The organism is Microbacterium sp. AG157, from assembly GCF_003385695.1.
GTDB lineage: Bacteria > Actinomycetota > Actinomycetes > Actinomycetales > Microbacteriaceae > Microbacterium > Microbacterium testaceum.
In genome coordinates this window covers 54,375-71,003 of sequence record NZ_QRDK01000001.1, presented here as the reverse complement: position 1 = coordinate 71,003, position 16,629 = coordinate 54,375, and the positions used below count along the sequence as shown (strand labels likewise).

18 protein-coding genes are annotated in these 16,629 nt (G+C 67.3%); 10 read left to right on the top strand and 8 right to left on the bottom strand.

Translation table 11 applies throughout. From position 1 onward, the window contains the following. Window positions 1-25: 25 nt before the first annotated feature. The gene (locus DEU35_RS00410) at window positions 26-598 is read right to left on the bottom strand and encodes a DUF3043 domain-containing protein (RefSeq protein WP_116238319.1); all 573 of its coding nucleotides are present in this window, start codon (window positions 596-598) and stop codon (window positions 26-28) included. 46 nt (window positions 599-644) lie between these two features. Between DEU35_RS00410 and DEU35_RS00405 the strand changes: the two genes are divergently transcribed. From DEU35_RS00405 to DEU35_RS00380, 6 genes are all read left to right on the top strand, one after another. Further along, window positions 645-2,039 carry a dipeptidase gene (locus tag DEU35_RS00405; protein ID WP_116238318.1) on the top strand — a complete coding sequence of 465 codons (1,395 nt, stop codon included), beginning with the start codon at window positions 645-647 and terminating at the stop codon, window positions 2,037-2,039. 72 nt (window positions 2,040-2,111) lie between these two features. Beyond that, the gene (erpA, locus tag DEU35_RS00400; RefSeq protein WP_056227791.1) at window positions 2,112-2,477 is read left to right on the top strand and encodes an iron-sulfur cluster insertion protein ErpA; all 366 of its coding nucleotides are present in this window, start codon (window positions 2,112-2,114) and stop codon (window positions 2,475-2,477) included. A 166-nt stretch (window positions 2,478-2,643) separates the two neighbouring features. Then, window positions 2,644-3,525: a cytochrome c oxidase subunit II gene (gene coxB, locus DEU35_RS00395; protein ID WP_103210707.1), complete on the top strand. Its 882-nt coding sequence runs from the start codon at window positions 2,644-2,646 to the stop codon at window positions 3,523-3,525. A 2-nt stretch (window positions 3,526-3,527) separates the two neighbouring features. Beyond that, the gene (gene ctaD / locus DEU35_RS00390) at window positions 3,528-5,291 is read left to right on the top strand and encodes a cytochrome c oxidase subunit I (RefSeq protein ID WP_056227796.1); all 1,764 of its coding nucleotides are present in this window, start codon (window positions 3,528-3,530) and stop codon (window positions 5,289-5,291) included. Window positions 5,292-5,293: 2 nt separating this feature from the next. Next, window positions 5,294-5,710 carry a cytochrome c oxidase subunit 4 gene (locus DEU35_RS00385; RefSeq protein WP_103210709.1) on the top strand — a complete coding sequence of 139 codons (417 nt, stop codon included), beginning with the start codon at window positions 5,294-5,296 and terminating at the stop codon, window positions 5,708-5,710. A gap of 4 nt (window positions 5,711-5,714) precedes the next feature. Continuing rightward, entirely contained in the window at window positions 5,715-6,506 is a 792-nt protein-coding gene (locus tag DEU35_RS00380) for a PP2C family serine/threonine-protein phosphatase (protein WP_103210712.1), read from the top strand. Between the two features lie 51 nt (window positions 6,507-6,557). Here the strand turns inward: DEU35_RS00380 and DEU35_RS00375 are convergent, their stop codons facing one another. The 6 genes from DEU35_RS00375 to DEU35_RS00350 form a co-directional block, all read right to left on the bottom strand. After that, window positions 6,558-7,508: an alpha/beta fold hydrolase gene (locus DEU35_RS00375; protein ID WP_116238317.1), complete on the bottom strand. Its 951-nt coding sequence runs from the start codon at window positions 7,506-7,508 to the stop codon at window positions 6,558-6,560. Between the two features lie 38 nt (window positions 7,509-7,546). Then, complete coding sequence (locus DEU35_RS00370; RefSeq protein WP_103210717.1) at window positions 7,547-7,954, bottom strand: rhodanese-like domain-containing protein; 408 nt, start codon at window positions 7,952-7,954, stop codon at window positions 7,547-7,549. 208 nt (window positions 7,955-8,162) lie between these two features. Beyond that, on the bottom strand, window positions 8,163-10,004 hold the full coding sequence (locus tag DEU35_RS00365; protein WP_103210719.1) for a cytochrome bc complex cytochrome b subunit: 1,842 nt from the start codon (window positions 10,002-10,004) through the stop codon (window positions 8,163-8,165). Then, complete coding sequence (locus DEU35_RS00360; protein ID WP_116238316.1) at window positions 10,001-11,059, bottom strand: ubiquinol-cytochrome c reductase iron-sulfur subunit; 1,059 nt, start codon at window positions 11,057-11,059, stop codon at window positions 10,001-10,003. The genes DEU35_RS00365 and DEU35_RS00360 overlap by 4 nt, the downstream gene beginning before the upstream one ends. Before the next feature lie 39 nt (window positions 11,060-11,098). Next, window positions 11,099-11,911, bottom strand: coding sequence for a c-type cytochrome (locus DEU35_RS00355; protein WP_103210724.1), 813 nt, complete (start codon window positions 11,909-11,911; stop codon window positions 11,099-11,101). Window positions 11,912-11,927: 16 nt separating this feature from the next. Next, window positions 11,928-12,599, bottom strand: a complete 672-nt coding sequence (locus tag DEU35_RS00350) for a heme-copper oxidase subunit III (protein WP_116238315.1) — start codon at window positions 12,597-12,599, stop codon at window positions 11,928-11,930. Between the two features lie 132 nt (window positions 12,600-12,731). Between DEU35_RS00350 and trpD the strand changes: the two genes are divergently transcribed. Both trpD and DEU35_RS00340 read left to right on the top strand, forming a co-directional pair. Then, window positions 12,732-13,793, top strand: a complete 1,062-nt coding sequence (gene trpD, locus DEU35_RS00345; protein ID WP_103210728.1) for an anthranilate phosphoribosyltransferase — start codon at window positions 12,732-12,734, stop codon at window positions 13,791-13,793. Between the two features lie 2 nt (window positions 13,794-13,795). Then, window positions 13,796-14,788, top strand: coding sequence for a PHP domain-containing protein (locus DEU35_RS00340; protein WP_116238314.1), 993 nt, complete (start codon window positions 13,796-13,798; stop codon window positions 14,786-14,788). A gap of 6 nt (window positions 14,789-14,794) precedes the next feature. On the opposite strand, the gene DEU35_RS00335 is transcribed toward DEU35_RS00340, so the two are convergent. Further along, a complete protein-coding gene (locus DEU35_RS00335) occupies window positions 14,795-15,706 on the bottom strand; it encodes a 5'-3' exonuclease (protein WP_116238313.1) in 912 nt (303 codons plus the stop codon). 48 nt (window positions 15,707-15,754) lie between these two features. Between DEU35_RS00335 and DEU35_RS00330 the strand changes: the two genes are divergently transcribed. After that, a complete protein-coding gene (locus tag DEU35_RS00330) occupies window positions 15,755-16,153 on the top strand; it encodes a YchJ family protein (protein ID WP_116238312.1) in 399 nt (132 codons plus the stop codon). A 91-nt stretch (window positions 16,154-16,244) separates the two neighbouring features. Continuing rightward, the gene (locus DEU35_RS00325) at window positions 16,245-16,628 is read left to right on the top strand and encodes a PPOX class F420-dependent oxidoreductase (RefSeq protein WP_103210739.1); all 384 of its coding nucleotides are present in this window, start codon (window positions 16,245-16,247) and stop codon (window positions 16,626-16,628) included. Window position 16,629: the final 1 nt, after the last annotated feature.

Sequence of the window (16,629 nt, the reverse complement as noted above, 5' to 3'; positions counted from 1 at the left end):
TGCCGCTCGATAACGTCGGAACCGGTCAGACGGGGTACTGCCCGCGCTTGACCTGTGCCTTGGGCAGGCGCATGAAGCGCATCTGCACGGTGCGCATGGCGGCGTACCAGCCCAGGCCCTTCTCGAGGCGGCTCTCGCCGAACTTCTCTTTCGCGGCGCGCTTGATGCGGATCGACGTGATGATCATGTCGCCGACGACGAAGAGGATGAAGATCCACAGCGCCACGAACGACCAGTACTGGAAGAACGAGACGGGAATCAGCGTCGCCACGATCACGAGGATCATGAAGGGCATGACGCCCTCGCCGAGGTGCCAGCCGGCGTCGACGAAATCGCGGGCGAAGCGACGCTGCGGGCCGCGGTCGCGGGCGGGCAGATACTTCTCTTCGCCGGCGGCCATGCCGATGCGCGCCTTCTCGCGTTGAGCGGCGAGCTCGGCGCGGGCGCGGGCCTTGGCCTCTTTGGTGTCGGGCACCAGCGGACGCTTACGAGCGGCCTCCTGCTCGGCGCGCGACGGGGTTGCACGCCCCTTGCCCGAACTGAGCTCCGTCGGCTCGACGGGGGTGTCGTTGGGGGCGGGGGCGGGGGACTTGGCCACGGGAAACCTCGGTGCTTCGCTGATCGGGAGATTTAAGATTACCCGCATGACCCTCGACCTGTCCCGGCAGGACGCTGTGCAAAAAGCAGCGGACGCCGGCATCCCCTCCGCCCTCGCCGATCTCGGCTCCCTCGTGCGCATCCCGTCCATCGCGTGGCCGGCCTTCGACCAGTCCGCGCTCGTCAAGAGCGCGGATGCCGTGGCCGCCCTCCTCGAGGGCACCGGCGTCTTCGATTCGGTCGAGGTGAAGCGCGCCGCGATCCCCGGAACAGACGAGACCGGCCAGCCCGCCGTCCTCGCCACGCGCGCGGCCCGCAACGGGCGCCCGACCGTGCTGCTGTACGCGCACCACGACGTGCAGCCTCCCGGAGACGAGGCGCTCTGGGACTCCCCGCCCTTCGAGCCCACCGTCCGCGACGGGCGTCTCTACGGGCGCGGCGCCGCCGACGACAAGGCCGGCGTCATGGCGCACGTCGGTGCGATCCGCGCTGTCTCCGAGGTGCTCGGCGACGACCTCGACCTTGGCATCGCCGTCTTCATCGAGGGAGAGGAGGAGTACGGCTCCCGCTCGTTCGGGCAGTTCCTCGCCGACAACGCCGACGTGCTGCGCTCCGACGTCATCGTCGTGGCCGACTCCGGCAACTGGGACGAGCGCACTCCCGGTCTGACGGTCTCGCTGCGGGGCAACGCCCGATTCACCCTCACCGTCCGCACCCTCGAGCACGCCTCCCACTCCGGGATGATGGGCGGAGCGGTCCCGGATGCCATGCTGGCCACGGTCAAGCTGCTCGCGACCCTGTGGGACGACGACGGTGCCGTCGCGGTCGATGGCCTCGCGGTGCGCGACGCCGAGACCCCCGTCTACGACGAGGCCACGCTTCGCGCGGAGTCCGGCCTCCTCGAGGGTGTGAGCCCGATCGGCCGCGACTCGATCCTCAGTCGTATCTGGAACAAGCCTTCCATCACGATCACCGGATGGGATGCCACGCCCGTCGAGGCGGCATCCAACACCCTCTCTCCGCAGACCAGCGTCGTGATCAGCGCGCGTGTGGCTCCCGGACAGAACGCCCAGGACGCCTTCGCCGCCGTCGAGGCCCATCTGCGCGCCCACGCCCCGTTCGGGGCGCAGCTCGAGTTCACCGACGTCGACTGCGGTGACTCCTTCCTCGTCGACACGACCGGCTGGGCCGTGGAGGAGGCGCGTGCGTCGTTCGCCGAGGGCTATGGCGTCGACTCGGTGGACGTCGGTATCGGCGGCTCCATCCCGTTCATCTCCGATCTCGTGCGCGAGTTCCCCGAGGCGCAGATCCTCGTGACCGGTGTCGAAGACCCCCACGCCCGCGCGCACAGCCCGAACGAGTCGCTGCACCTCGAGACGTTCCGTAACGCGCTGGTCTCCGAGGCCCTGCTGCTCGCCCGCCTCAACGCGCGCGGGCAGTGATCGAGGCCGCGGGGGCGGGACGGGCGTAGACTCGTCTCGTCCCCGCGACCGAACAACCCGAAGGGCATCGCCATGACCGACACCACACTGTCGTCCTCCGCCGAGACCCGCGAGCACGGCGTCGGCCTGACCGCGGCCGCCTCCGACAAGGTGAAGAGCCTGCTCTCGCAGGAGGGTCGCGACGACCTGCGCCTGCGCGTCGCGGTTCAGCCCGGCGGCTGCTCCGGCCTCATCTACCAGCTGTACTTCGACGAGCGGTACCTCGACGGCGACAAGGTCGTCGACTTCGACGGCGTAGAGGTCATCGTCGACGACATGAGCGTCCCGTACCTCGACGGCGCCAACATCGACTTCAAGGACACGATCTCGGAGCAGGGCTTCACGATCGACAACCCCAACGCGCAGGGATCCTGCGCCTGTGGAGACAGCTTCCACTGACACCCCGACGCCGTTCTCCGGCGTCGAATCGAGAGCCCCCGGAACCCCGGATCACCCCGTGGAAACCGGGGGCTTTCGATGTCTCGGCACTGGACGAATGGCCTGAGAACGGTGAGAGGTTGCTCTAGACTGTCAGAGCAACATCCACGACCCGGAAAGGTGCATTGTGCCCTCCAAACGTCGCCTTCGCTGGGCAGCGCTTCCCCTCGGGATCGCATCCGTCGCGGTCCTCTCCGGCTGCACCACCACTCAGCTTCACGGCTTCCTGCCTGGCTTCGTCGATGACGGCCCGGCCGCGACGAACCACACCGACATGGTCGCAGGGCTCTGGGTCAACTCGTGGATCGTGCTCCTCGCCGTGGGTGTCATCACCTGGGGCCTCATGCTGTGGTCGGTCATCGCGTATCGCCGCCGCAAGGGCCAGTCCGGTCTCCCGGTGCAGCTGCGCTACAACATGCCGGTCGAGATCTTCTACACCGTCGTGCCGCTGATCCTCGTCGTGGGATTCTTCGCCTTCACGGCGCGCGACCAGAACACGCTCGAGACGCAGTACGAGAACCCCGACGTCTCCATCACCGCCTACGGCAAGCAGTGGGCGTGGGATTTCCAGTACAACGGCACCAAGGAAGACAATTCCGACGCCGTGTACTCCATGGGTGTGCAGGCCAAGGCCACGTCCGACGGCTACGACCTCCAGGACGTCCCGACCCTCTACCTGCCGGTGAACAAGACCGTGAAGATCGACCTCCGCTCGCGCGACGTCATCCACTCGTTCTGGATCATCGACTTCCTCTACAAAAAAGACATGTACATCGGTCGCGACAACGAGTGGTCTTTCACGCCCACCCGTGAAGGCACCTACGAGGGCAAGTGCGCGGAGCTCTGCGGTGAGTACCACTCCGCCATGCTCTTCAACGTCAAGGTCGTCAGCGAAGACGAGTACAACACCTACCTCGACTCGCTGCGCCGTGCCGGCGACGTGGGCGACATCAGCGACCTGTCGCGTCTTCAGAACCTGACGACGGCCGGCACCGAAGGGAACGAGTGATCATGGCCACGACGCTTCCGCTCCAGGGGACGGGCCCCTCGCGCCCGACGACTCTCCCGCCGCGTCAAGCCGCACTGCTCAGCACCACGCGTGTGGAGCAGAAGGGCAATCTGGTCGTCAAGTGGATCACCTCCACCGACCACAAGACCATCGGGTACATGTACCTGATCGCCTCCGTCATGTTCTTCATGCTCGGTGGCGTCATGGCGTTGATCATCCGCGCCGAGCTGTTCGAGCCCGGCATGCAGATCATCCCCACCAAAGAGCAGTACAACCAGCTGTTCACGATGCACGGCACGATCATGCTGCTCATGTTCGCGACGCCGCTGTTCGCGGGGTTCGCCAACGCGCTGCTGCCGCTGCAGATCGGTGCGCCCGACGTGGCCTTCCCGCGCTTGAACGCGTTCGCGTTCTGGCTGTTCCTCTTCGGCTCGACCATCGCCGTCTCCGGCTTCCTCACCCCGCAGGGTGCGGCCGGGTTCGGATGGTTCGCCTACCAGCCGCTCGCCAACGCCAGCTTCTCTCCGGGCGTAGGCGGAAACCTCTGGATGCTCGGTCTCGGCATCAGCGGTTTCGGCACGATCCTCGGCGCGGTCAACTTCATCACCACGGTGCTCACCATGCGTGCACCCGGTATGACCATGTGGCGCATGCCGATCTTCTCGTGGAACACGCTGATCACGAGCATCCTGATCCTGCTCGCGTTCCCCGTGTTGGCCGCCGCGATCTTCGCCGCCGCTGCCGACCGCGTGCTCGGCGCGCACATCTACAGCCCCGAGAACGGTGGCGTGCTCCTCTGGCAGCACCTCTTCTGGTTCTTCGGTCACCCCGAGGTCTACATCATCGCGCTGCCGTTCTTCGGCATCGTGTCCGAGATCTTCCCCGTCTTCAGCCGAAAGCCGATCTTCGGTTACAAGACGCTCGTGTACGCGACCATTGCGATCGCGGCCCTGTCCGTCGCGGTGTGGGCGCACCACATGTACGTCACCGGCGGTGTGCTGCTTCCGTTCTTCGCCCTCATGACGATGCTGATCGCCGTTCCGACCGGCGTGAAGATCTTCAACTGGATCGGAACGCTGTGGCGGGGCTCGGTCACGTTCGAGACCCCCATGGTCTTCGCCCTCGGCTTCCTCGTGTCGTTCGTGTTCGGTGGTCTCACCGGCGTCATCCTCGCCTCGCCCCCGCTCGACTTCCACCTCTCCGACTCCTACTTCGTCGTAGCGCACTTCCACTACGTCGTGTTCGGCACCGTGGTGTTCGCGATGTTCGCCGGCTTCTACTTCTGGTGGCCCAAGTGGACGGGCAAGATGCTCAACGAGCGTCTCGGCATGGTGCACTTCTGGATGCTGTTCATCGGCTTCCACATGACCTTCCTCATCCAGCACTGGCTGGGCGTCGACGGCATGGTTCGCCGCTACGCCGACTACGCAGCCGCCGACGGGTGGACCTGGGAGAACCAGCTCTCCACCGTGGGCTCGATGATCCTCGGCGCCTCGATGATTCCGTTCCTCCTGAACGTCTGGATCACCGCCCGCAAGGCACCGCGCGTCACGGTCGACGACCCGTGGGGGTACGGAGCGTCGCTGGAGTGGGCCACCTCGTGCCCGCCCCCGCGTCACAACTTCACCTCGATTCCTCGCATCCGTAGCGAGCGCCCTGCCTTCGACCTGAACCACCCCGAGGCCGGTATCCCGGTCGGTGTGGGGCCCGCGAAGGATGCACCCGAGGCGCCCGTGGTCGACTCCGCGGCCGGAGAGGTCAAGTAAGAATGCGTACCAACGTTGGACTCTGGTGGCTGCTGGCCGTCTTCGGTTTCCTGATCGCCGCCGTTTACACCGTCTGGAGCCTCCTCCAGCACGGTGGCGTCGAGTGGGTCGGCAGTGTCGCGCTCGTCTTCCTCGGCCTCATGTCGTCGATGATTGCGTTCTACATCTCGCGCGTCATGAAGGCGCAGCGCGGTGACCTGCCCGAAGACACCCTGACGGCTGACATCGACGACGGCGACCCCGAGATGGGCGAGTTCAGCCCGTGGTCGTGGTGGCCCATCGTGCTCGCGGCCTCCGCCGCCATCGCGGTGATCGGTCTCGCGGTCGGCAGCTGGCTCGTCCCCGTCGGCTTCGCGGTGTTCGTCATCGCCATCGTCGGCTGGGTGTACGAGTACTACCGCGGGTACTTCGCGCGCTGACCCCGTGCCCATTCGGCTGAACGCGGCCGCCGTCTCCGACGCCGGCTCCCACCGTCCCACCAATCAGGACGCCGCCTTCGCGGCGTCCTGGGGTGCGGCGGTGGCCGATGGCGTCGGGGGAGGGCCCTCCGGGGACCTTGCCTCCGCCGCTCTTCTGCACCGTCTCGTGGCGACGCGAGGTGGTGGAATGGATGCCGACGGCCTGCTCGTCCGCATCCGCGAAGCGAACTGGGACATCCGTGCCCACGTCGAGCGCGATCCTGCGCTGCAGGGCATGGCGACGACGTTCACCGGCATCTTCCTCAGCGTGAGCGGTGAGCTCCTGCTCGCTCACACCGGAGACTCGCGGGCCTATCTGCTCCGCGACGGCGAGTTCACACGCGAGACGCGTGACGACTCGTACGTTCAGGCGCTCGTCGACCACGGCATCATTCCCCCCGAGGCAGCTCAGGCACACCCGCGGCGCAATATCATCACCGCCTCTCTCGGTGGTGCCGAGGGAGATGTCGTTTCCGTCGCTGAACGTCCGCCGGTAGCCGGAGATCGTTGGGTCCTCTGCAGCGATGGCTTGACCGACTACGTGCCGGAGGCTGACGTCGCTCGCCTTGTCGCTGAGTCATCAGACCCGCGCTCGGCTGCGGCCGCTGCCGTGGCTTTGGCACTCGAAGCTGGTACGCGTGACAACGTCACCGTCGTCGTGTGCGACGTCATCGACGACGATCAGACGGTGAGCAGCGATCCGGTGTTCTTCGGCTCCGCCGCCCGTTGGTTCGCCGAAGACGTCGAGACCGCCTGATCCGTTTCTCGACCGCGCATCCGGCTCGGCTCCAGGGTTCGTGATCTGCGTTCAGCGCGATGCCCGGGCGAACTCGTCCATCGCATCCTGAGCCAGCTGGGCGCTCCGCGGACCGCCGTGGCCGTCTTCCTCGACGATCTCGAGGCGAGAGCCCGGCCAGGCGCGGTGCAGCTTCCACGCGGTCAGCGACGGCCCGCTGATGTCGCGCCGCCCGTGGATGAGGACACCGGGGATGTCCGCGAGCTGCTCTGCGCGATCGAGGATGGCTGTGTCGCCGGGGAGGAAGCAGTCCCGCGCCCAGTAGTGGGTCACGAGGGTGGCGAAATTCAGCCGGTGCCGCTCATCGTCGTGCAACGGTCCCGGGGTTGAGAGGGGCCCGAGGGACATATGCGTCGCTTCCCACTCGTCCCACTGGTCGGCGGCTGTCTGACGCGCGGATGGGTCAGGGCCGGTGAGAAGTCGCGCGTATCCCTCGATCGTGCGCTCATCCGTACGCAGAAGCGAGCGGAGGCGCTCGTACGCTTCAGGGAAGACCGGGGCGATCCCGTCGGTGATCCAGTCGATCTCCCAGCGTCCTCCGGTGGTGACGGCGAAGTTGACGATCTCGCTGACGCGGTCGGGATGCTCGAGGGCGTACGCGAGTGCCAGGGTGGAACCCCATGACACCCCGTGCAGGAGCCAACGGTCGATGCCGAGGTGGACCCGCACCGCTTCGATATCCGCGAGCAGGTTGTCCATCGTCTGGTGCCGCAGGCTGGCGAGATCATCGGCGGCCCAGGGCTCGCTCCGCCCGCATCCTCGCTGGTCGATCCCGACGATGAGATGAAGGTCGGGATCGAAGCGGCGCCGGTACCCACCTTTGCCGAGCCCACCGCCGGGGCCGCCGTGCAGATACAGGGCCGGCCGCCCCCGGGGGTTTCCCGAGGTCTCCCAGTACACCCTGGCACCGTCCGGTCGCTCCACGAATCCGGAGGCGAACGGCTCGAGAGGAGGATGTTGCATGTCGCAAGCCTAACCGCGGGGCTGATCGCACTCGAGGATCAGGAGCGCACCACCATGACGGTCGGGTCGAAGACCCGTTCGCACGGCCCGTCGTCGTTCTCGGTGGGCTGGCCCTCGCGAACCCAGTACTCGTAGCCGCCGATCATTTCCCGCACGTCGTACCCGAGCTGCGCGAAAGCGAGCGCACCCTTCTGGCCGGCGTTGCAGCCCGGGCTCCAGCAGTAGACCACTACCGGCGTGCCCGCCGGGATCTCGTGTGGAGCCCGTTCGGCGATTTCACGGTAGGGCATGTGGATGGCCCCGCAGACGCGTCCCTGCCCCCACGCGTCGTCGCCGCGCACGTCGACGAGTACCAGCTCGTGTCCGGACTTCTGGGCAGCGTAGACGTCGCTCGGGTCGGTCTCGAAGGCGAGACGGCGAGAGAAGTACTCAAGGGCGTCGCTCATGGCTCTCACGCTAGAGGCGCGGACGGAATGCGGAAAGACAGCGGATGCCACGCTCCTACGCTTCCCTGCCAGATGGCGTTGGCGGGGGAGCGGACCTCTGGGACGGCGTCGCGCGACACGCGCGCTCCCCGCGCACTGAGCACGGTTCGCCCCGGGCAGGAAACGCGAAACCCCGGTGCCGCGGCACCGGGGTTTCGTCGACGGGCGATTACTCGCTCTTATCGCCCTCCGGGCGGTTGCGCTCTTCGAGACCCTTGGGAGCCGGGATCTCGACCTCGGCACGCTCGCCCACCGCGTTGCGGGGTCGACCGTCCTCATCGGCGCGAGCGTTGGCTCCGGCGATCTCGTCGGCCTCCTCGTGGTCGATGTGATCGAGTTCGTGGTGCTGATGAGCCACCGCGGCGTCGAGCTCGGCCTGGGTGAGGGGAGCGAGCCGGTCCTCGAAGAACCAGCGCGAAACCGCACCACGGACGTTCTCGTACCAGGGGATCTCACCGTTGGCGTTGGGACGGACGACGAGGGGCTCGTACGTCTCGTTGTCGACCAGCTTCCAGCGCTCGTACTCGTCGACCGGCTGGTGGACCTCGATGTACTCGCCACCGGGGAGGCGGACGATGCGGCCGGACTCGTAGCCATGCAGGGCGATCTCGCGGTCCTTCTTCTGCAGCGCGATGCAGACGCGCTTCGCGATGAAGTAGGCGAGGATCGGGCCCAGGATCAGCAGGGCCTGCAGGACGTGGATGACACCTTCCATGGTGAGGTGGAAGTGCGTCGCGATGATGTCGGACGACGCGGCCGCCCACATCACGGCGTAGAACGTGACACCGGCCGCGCCGATCGCCGTGCGCGTCGCGGCATTGCGCGGACGCTGGGCGATGTGGTGCTCGCGCTTGTCGCCGGTCACCCACGCCTCGATGAAGGGGTACACCAGCACGAGAACGATGAAGAGACCCAGGACACCGACGGGGATGATGATGTTCCACGAGAAGGTGTGGTCCCAGAGCACGAACTCGAGGTGCGGCGGGATCAGACGGAGCATGCCGTCGGCGAAGCCGATGTACCAGTCGGGCTGCGTACCGGCGGACACCGGGGACGGGTCGTACGGACCGTAGTTCCAGATGGGGTTGATCGTCACCAGCGCGGCGATCAGAACGATCACACCGAACGTGATGAAGAAGAAGCCACCCATCTTGGAGGCGTACACCGGGAGCATCGGGTAGCCCACGACGTTGCTGTTCGTGCGGGCGGGCCCGGCGAACTGCGTGTGCTTGTTGATGATCATCAGCATGAGGTGCACGGCCAGCAGAGCCACGAGGATCGCGGGCAGCAGCAGGATGTGCAGCGTGTACAGGCGTCCGACGATCGCGGTACCGGGGAACTCTCCGCCGAAGAGCAGGAACGACGTCCAGGTGCCGATGATCGGCAGGCCCTTGATCATTCCGTCGATGATGCGCAGACCGTTACCGGAGAGCAGGTCGTCGGGGAGCGAGTAGCCGGTGAAGCCCTCGGCCATCGCGAGGATGAAGAGGATGAAGCCGACGACCCAGTTGAGCTCGCGGGGCTTGCGGAACGCACCGGTGAAGAAGACGCGGAGCATGTGGACGCCGATACCGGCGACGAACACGAGGGCGGCCCAGTGGTGGATCTGTCGGACGAGCAGGCCGCCGCGCAGGTCGAACGAGATGTGCAGAGCCGACTCCATGGCGGCCGACATCGCGATGCCGCGCATGGGCTCGTAGGCGCCGTTGTAGTGCGTTTCGACCATGGACGCCTGGAAGAAGAACGTCAGGAACGTGCCCGAGAGCAGCACGACCACGAAGCTCCACAGGGCGATCTCGCCGAGCATGAACGACCAGTGGTCGGGGAAGACCTTGCGGCCGAGCTCCTTGACGATGCCCGACATGCTCGTGCGCTCGTCCATGTAATTCGCGACGGAGCCGACGAAACGGCCGCCGAGCGGCTTTCCGTCGCGTCCGCTCGTCGCCGGCGCACCCGCGTGCACTGCGGGTTCGGTGGTGACGTTCTCGGTGGGATGGGTACCGATGCTCATGAGCGCTCCCAGAAGCTGGGGCCGACGGGCTCGTGGAAGTCACTCTGCGCGACGAGGTAGCCCTCGGCGTCGACGGTGATGGGGAGCTGCGGCAGGGGACGGGCGGCCGGGCCGAAGATGACGGCCGCACCGTTGGCGACGTCGAACTGCGACTGGTGGCAGGGGCACAGGAGGTGGTGGGTCTGCTGCTCGTAGAGCGCGACGGGGCAACCGACGTGGGTGCAGACCTTCGAGTACGCGATGATGCCGTCGTACGACCAGTCCAGGTTGTTGGTCTCGGGGTTGAGCTGCTCGGGCTGCATGCGCATGAGCAGGACGATCGCCTTGGCCTTCTCTTCGAGGTAGCCCTCGTCATGGCCGAGTCCCGCGAGTTCTTCGGGGATGACGTGGAATGCGGAGCCGAGAGTGACGTCAGCCGCGCGGATCGGACGACCCGAGGGGTCGTGCGTCAGGCGCATGCCCTCTTTCCACATGGTGTGGCTGAGGAGCTTGACCGGGTCCTGGTCCTGCGGAGCCAGGCCGCGGAACAGCGTGATGCCGGGGATGACCGAGGCGACCAGAGCGGCGAACATCGAGTTGCGGATGATCTCGCGACGACCGAAGCCGGAGTCCTTGTTCGCCTCTTCGAAGACGTTGATCGCGCCCTCGCGCACCTCGTCGCGACCACGAGTGGCGTGGCGGTCCTCGATGTACTCCTTGTCGGACATGACCGACTTGCCCCAGTGAATGGTGCCGATGCCGATCGCGAGCAGCGCGAACGCGATGCCGAGCCCGATGAAGAGGTTGTTGTAGCGGATATCGATCAGCGCGCCCGACTCGATCGGGAAGATCATGTAGGCGATGCTCGCCCAGATGCTCGCCGCAACCGAGAAGTAGAACAGCGTGTAGACCGTGCGAACCGCACGCTTCATCGCCTGCGGGTCCTGGTCGGTCATGCGCTGACGGTGGCCGGGAAGGCCGGGGTTCTGTACGGCGTCGGGAACCGCGACGGCGAGCCCCGAGGTGGGCTTCCAGGAAGCCCTCTCGTGCTCGAGTGCGTCGTCCTCGTGTGCCATGGTGCTCCTCGTGCGTTTACGTAATGTCGAAGACGACGGTCAGTTGGACTTCGCCGTGATCCAGACGGTCAGGGCGATGAGCGCTCCGATACCGAAGATCCAGATGAACAGGCCCTCAGAGACCGGGCCGAGCGAGCCGAGGGCGTAGCCGCCGGGGGACTCGTTCTTCTGCAGGTACATCAGGTACGAGATGACGTCGCGCTTGTCTTCGGGGGTCAGGTTCAAGTCGTTGAACACCGGCATGTTCTGCGGGCCGGTGACCATGGCCGCGTAGATGTTGACCGGCGAGACCGTGTGCAGGTCGGGGGCGTACTTGCCCTCGGTCAACGCTCCACCGGCGCCGGCCACGTTGTGGCACATGGCGCAGTTGATACGGAACAGCTCGGCGCCGTGAGAGAGGTCGCCCTGACCGTCGACGATGTCCTCGCTGGGGTAGCTGGGGCCGGGCGCAGAGGACTGCACGTAAGCGGCGATCGCGTTGATCTGCTCTTCGGTGAACTGCACCGGCTTGACCGGAGCCTGCGGCCCCTGCGCCTGCAGCGGCATACGACCGGTCGACACCTGGAAGTGCACCGACAGTTCTCCGACGCCGAAGAGGGACGGACCCTGCTGGCTGCCCTGCAGGTCGAGACCGTGGCACGTGGCGCAGTTGGCCTGGAAGAGCTTCTGCCCTTCTTCGACCGCCGACGCCGAGTTCGCCTCGCTCGTGGGGGTGCTGGAGGTGGCGGCCATCGCGGCCGATGCGCCGGCGTAGACGCCTCCGGTCAGGAGGAGTCCGATGCCGATGAGCGCGGCGGCGGCCAGGGGGCTACGACGCCCGGACGCCCGACGAGTCTTCTTCTCGCGTGCCATGTGGAGTACTGCTCTCTTACTTGAGGAAGTAGATGACGAAGAACAGGGCGATCCAGACGACGTCGACGAAGTGCCAGTAGTACGACACGACGATCGAGGTGGTCATCTCTTTCCGACCGAAGTTCTTCACGGCGTATGCACGACCGATCACGAGCAGGAAGGCGATGAGGCCACCCGTCACGTGCAGGGCGTGGAAGCCGGTGGTGATGTAGAAGGCCGAGGCGTAGGGGTTGGCGCTGATGGGCATGCCTTCGGCCACCAGGGTCGCGTACTCCCACACCTGACCCGACACGAACACCGCGCCGAGGATGAAGGTGAGGTAGAACCACTCCACCATTCCCCACTTCAGGAAGCCGGTGCGTCCGCCGGTGCGGTACGGCTGGTACCGCTCCGCGGCGAAGACGCCCATCTGGCAGGTGACCGAGGACAGCACGAGGATGATCGTGTTGACGGTCGCGAAGGGAACGTTCAGCAGCTGCGTCTCTTCGGCCCACAGAGAGGCCGACGTGCTGCGGAGAGTGAAGTAGATCGCGAACAGGCCGGCGAAGAACATGACCTCGCTGCCCAGCCACACGATGGTGCCCACGGCGACCGGGTCGGGCCGCTTCACGGCACGCACAGCCTGGGAATACGTCGCTGAGGTCGTCACCGTTCCATTATGCGCGATCCGCGAGCACGATATTCCCATCCCCACCCTGCGATATTCCATCGTCGAGACTTAGGGAAGCCTCAGAATCTGCACATAAGCCCCGGTACGGAGGCTGTTTCATCGCCGGGTCCCGGGGGCCGCCGCGCGACACGCGTGTGGAAGGATCGTGGCATGGCGGAACGTTTCACCTGGCCCGATCTCCTCTCGTCGCTGCTGGCCGGCACCGACCTCAGCGTGTCGGAGTCCACCTGGGCCATGCGCAAGGTCATGGCGGGGGAGGCGACACCGTCGCAACTCGGCGGATTCCTCATGGCGTTGCGGGCCAAAGGCGAGACGGTCGAGGAGATCGTCGGCTTCCGCGACGCGATCCTCGAGGCAGCGGTGCCGCTCCCGGTCCGCGCCGACGTCCTCGACATCGTGGGTACGGGCGGTGACCGCTACGGCACCGTGAACATCTCGACGACGGCGGCCGTGGTGGCCGCGGCATCCGGAGTTCCCGTCGTCAAACACGGCAACCGCGCCGCGAGCTCCGCCTCGGGCTCGTCGGACGTGTTGTCGTCGCTGGGCATCGGGTTGACGCTCTCTCCCGAGAAGGTCGCCGAGATCCTCGACCGGACGGGAATCACCTTCGCCTTCGCCTCGGCGTTTCATCCGGGCTTCCGCCACGCGGCGGCCACCCGTTCGGAGCTCGGTGTGCCGACGGTGTTCAATTTCCTCGGTCCGCTCTGCAATCCCGCGCGTGCCGAGGCCAACGCGGTCGGCGTCGCGCACCTCGACCGCGTTCCACTCATCACGGGGGTCTTCCGCACGCGCGGGGCGACCGCCCTGGTGTTCCGCGGCGACGACGGTCTCGACGAGCTGACCACCACCGGGCACAGCCGTGTCTGGGAGATCAGCCGTGGCGACGTCCACGAGCACGATCTGGATCCCCGGGATCTCGGCATCCCTCTCGCCGACATGGACGACCTGCTGGGCGGGTCTCCCGATCACAACGCCGCCGTGGTGCGGCGGGTGCTCGGCGGCGACCGCGGGGCCGTGCGTGACATCGTGCTGCTGAACGCGGCGGCGGGGCTCGTGTCGTTCCGTCTGTTCCAGGATGCCGCGCAGGTGCAGCGGCCGATCCTCGAGCGGCTGGGTGAGGCCATGGCCGACGCGGCGGCGGCGATCGACGACGGCCGCGCATCGGCGAAGCTCGACGACTGGGTCGAGGCCTCGAAGGCGCTGGCGGAGTAGGCGTGGACCCGCTCGACGCGCTCACGGAGATCGCGTACCTGCTCGAGCGGGAGCGGTCCTCGCGGTACAAGTCGAAGGCGTTCCGCACGGCGGCCGCCGCGATCGAGGGGCTGAGCGACGCGCAGTTGCGGGATCCGTCGCTTCGTCGCCGCGCGGGCATCGGGGAGTCCACCTTCGCGGTCATCCAGCAGGCGCTGAGGGGCGAGGTGCCCGAACGCCTGGCGACGCTGCGCGCGGAGTCCGCCCCCACCGGAGGCGCGGAGCTGCGGGCGCAGCTGAAGGGCGACCTGCACAGCCACAGCGAATGGTCCGACGGACTGACGCCGATCGAGACCATGGTCGACGCGGCGCGCGGACTCGGTCACGAGTACCTCGCTCTCACCGATCACTCTCCGCGACTCACCGTCGCGAACGGACTCTCGCCCGAGCGGCTCCGCGCGCAGATGGACATCGTCCGTGGTCATCGGGGCGACGGGTTCACGCTCCTCAGCGGTATCGAGGTCGACATCCTCGACGACGGAGCCCTCGACCAGGAGGACGAGCTGCTGCGCGCGCTCGATGTGGTGGTGGCATCCGTTCATTCGAAACTGCGCATGGAGCGCGGGCCGATGACGAAACGGCTCGTCGCGGCGGCGAGCGACCCGCGGGTCGACGTCCTCGGGCACGTGACCGGCCGTCTCGTGGAGGGGGCGCGCGGAACACGACCTCCGTCGGAGTTCGATGCACGCGAGGTGTTCGCCGCGGCCGCGGCCTCGGGGGTGGCGGTGGAGATCAACTCGCGGCCCGAGCGGCAGGATCCGCCGGACGACCTGCTCGCCCTCGCGATCGACGCCGGGTGCCTCTTCTCGATCGATTCGGACGCGCACGCTCCGGGTCAGCTGTCTCTGTTGGACTTTGGTGCCGCGCGCGCCGAGGCTCTGCAGGTGCCCGTCGACCGGATCGTCACGACCTGGCCGCTCGAGCGCTTGCGCGCCTGGCTCGAGCGCGGTCGCTGAGACCGCTCAGGCGGGGAGGGCGGCCAGCGCCCTCGTCATCGACGACCCGAGGTTCCAGCGCTCGGCGAGTTCTTCGGCGGCGGACCGGTCCACGGGACCGAGGCGGTCGTCGAAGGGCTCGAGGTCGAGCTCGCGCGCGACGCGCACCACGGTCGGGGCGACCTCGAGGTAGTCCGCGGCGGCGGCGATCTTCGCGCGCTGGGCGGGTGTTCCCGCGGTGCCCTCGAGGACCCCCGCGCGGATGCCATCGAGGTCGCCGCACGCGGTGAGCAGCGCCGCCGCGGACTTCTCTCCGATGCCCGACACGCCGGGCAGCCCGTCGGAGGGGTCGCCGCGCAGCACGGCGAAGTCGGCGTATTGCTTCGCGTGGACGCCGTACTTGGCGAAGACGGCCGCGTCGTCGACGAGTTCGAGATTGCTCATCCCTCGAGCGGTGTAGACGATCCGGATGCCGCGATCGTCGTCGACCAGCTGGAAGAGGTCGCGGTCGCCGGTGACGATGTCGACCGGGACGTCGGAACGGGTGGCGAGGACTCCGATCACGTCGTCGGCCTCGTGCTCGGCCGCCCCCACCACCGGGATGCCGAGCACGGCCAATGCCTCGCGGATGAGGGGGATCTGCGCCTCGAGGGGGTCGGGCACCTCCTCGACGTCGGGTCCGGCCGGAACGGCTTCGACCACGCGGTGGGCCTTGTAGCTCGGCAACAGGTCGACGCGCCAGGCGGGGCGCCAATCGTCGTCCCAGCAGGCGACGAGACGCGAGGGCTCGTAAGCCGTCACGAGCTTCGCGATCATGTCGAGCAGCCCGCGCACGGCGTTCACCGAGGACCCGTCGGCCGCCTTGACCTTGTCGGGCACCCCGTAGAACGCGCGGAAAAAGAGCGAGGCGGTGTCGAGGAGCATGAGGCGATCGGTCACGCTGTCGATCCTGGCACGCGGGGTGGCCCGCTGACCTAGAGTGGCCGGATGTCCTTCGGCTCCGTCTCACGTCGTCCGGCACCGGATGCGACGTGTCCGTGCGGTCGCGCGCCGTTCGGCGAGTGTTGTGGACCGATCCTGGACGGTGCGACCGCTCCGAGCGCCGAGCGGTTGATGCGGTCTCGATACACCGCCTTCTCGGTCGGCGATGCGGTGCACCTCGCCCGGTCATGGCATCCGCGCACCCGCCCCGACGACATCACCGTCGACGACTGCACGGAGTGGACGGGGCTCGTGATCGAGGATGCGTCCGAGGACGGGGACGCCGCGACCGTGGCGTTCCGCGCCGCCTGGCGGCACGGCCGTGAGCGCGGCGAGGTGCGCGAACGCAGCCGGTTCTCCCGGCGTGGCGGGCGCTGGGTCTACGTGGACGGCGACATCGACTGAGTCGGGGCGGCTCGCCGAAGCCGTCAACCCCGCGGGCGATGTCGGGGGTCGTGCGTAGGGTCGGTCGCGGATCCTCGGCGAAAGGACACGGATGATCCCCGACGACCAGCGCGATCTTCTCGAGAACGCGAATTACGGCAGCCTCGGCACCGTCCGTCCCGACGGCACGGTGCAGGTCAACCCGATGTGGTTCGAGTTCGACGGTGAGCATGTGCTCTTCACGCACACCACGACGCGTCAGAAGTTCCGCAATCTGCAGCGGAACCCCTCGATGAGCCTGATGGTGTTCGACCCCGAACGCCCGTACCGGTACATCGAGGTGCGAGGGCGCCTCGTCGCGGCGGAACCCGACCCGACGGGGGCGTTCTACGTCCGCCTCGGACAGCGTTACGGCAACGCCCAGCAGGAGGCGCCGCCGGACAGCGCCGACCGAGTGATCCTGAAGATGTCGATCGACAAAGTAGGAGGACAGTGAC

Bases quoted from the DNA above. Each gene is read 5' to 3' on its own strand.
- DEU35_RS00405 (WP_116238318.1), top strand. From the start codon at position 645: ATGACCCTCGACCTGTCCCGGCAGGACGCTGTGCAAAAAGCAGCGGAC.
- erpA (WP_056227791.1), top strand. From the start codon at position 2,112: ATGACCGACACCACACTGTCGTCCTCCGCCGAGACCCGCGAGCACGGC.
- ctaD (WP_056227796.1), top strand. From the start codon at position 3,528: ATGGCCACGACGCTTCCGCTCCAGGGGACGGGCCCCTCGCGCCCGACG.
- DEU35_RS00385 (WP_103210709.1), top strand. From the start codon at position 5,294: ATGCGTACCAACGTTGGACTCTGGTGGCTGCTGGCCGTCTTCGGTTTC.
- DEU35_RS00375 (WP_116238317.1), bottom strand. From the start codon at position 7,508: ATGCAACATCCTCCTCTCGAGCCGTTCGCCTCCGGATTCGTGGAGCGA.
- DEU35_RS00370 (WP_103210717.1), bottom strand. From the start codon at position 7,954: ATGAGCGACGCCCTTGAGTACTTCTCTCGCCGTCTCGCCTTCGAGACC.
- DEU35_RS00365 (WP_103210719.1), bottom strand. From the start codon at position 10,004: ATGAGCATCGGTACCCATCCCACCGAGAACGTCACCACCGAACCCGCA.
- DEU35_RS00360 (WP_116238316.1), bottom strand. From the start codon at position 11,059: ATGGCACACGAGGACGACGCACTCGAGCACGAGAGGGCTTCCTGGAAG.
- DEU35_RS00355 (WP_103210724.1), bottom strand. From the start codon at position 11,911: ATGGCACGCGAGAAGAAGACTCGTCGGGCGTCCGGGCGTCGTAGCCCC.
- DEU35_RS00350 (WP_116238315.1), bottom strand. From the start codon at position 12,599: ATGGGAATATCGTGCTCGCGGATCGCGCATAATGGAACGGTGACGACC.
- trpD (WP_103210728.1), top strand. From the start codon at position 12,732: ATGGCGGAACGTTTCACCTGGCCCGATCTCCTCTCGTCGCTGCTGGCC.
- DEU35_RS00330 (WP_116238312.1), top strand. From the start codon at position 15,755: ATGTCCTTCGGCTCCGTCTCACGTCGTCCGGCACCGGATGCGACGTGT.
- DEU35_RS00325 (WP_103210739.1), top strand. From the start codon at position 16,245: ATGATCCCCGACGACCAGCGCGATCTTCTCGAGAACGCGAATTACGGC.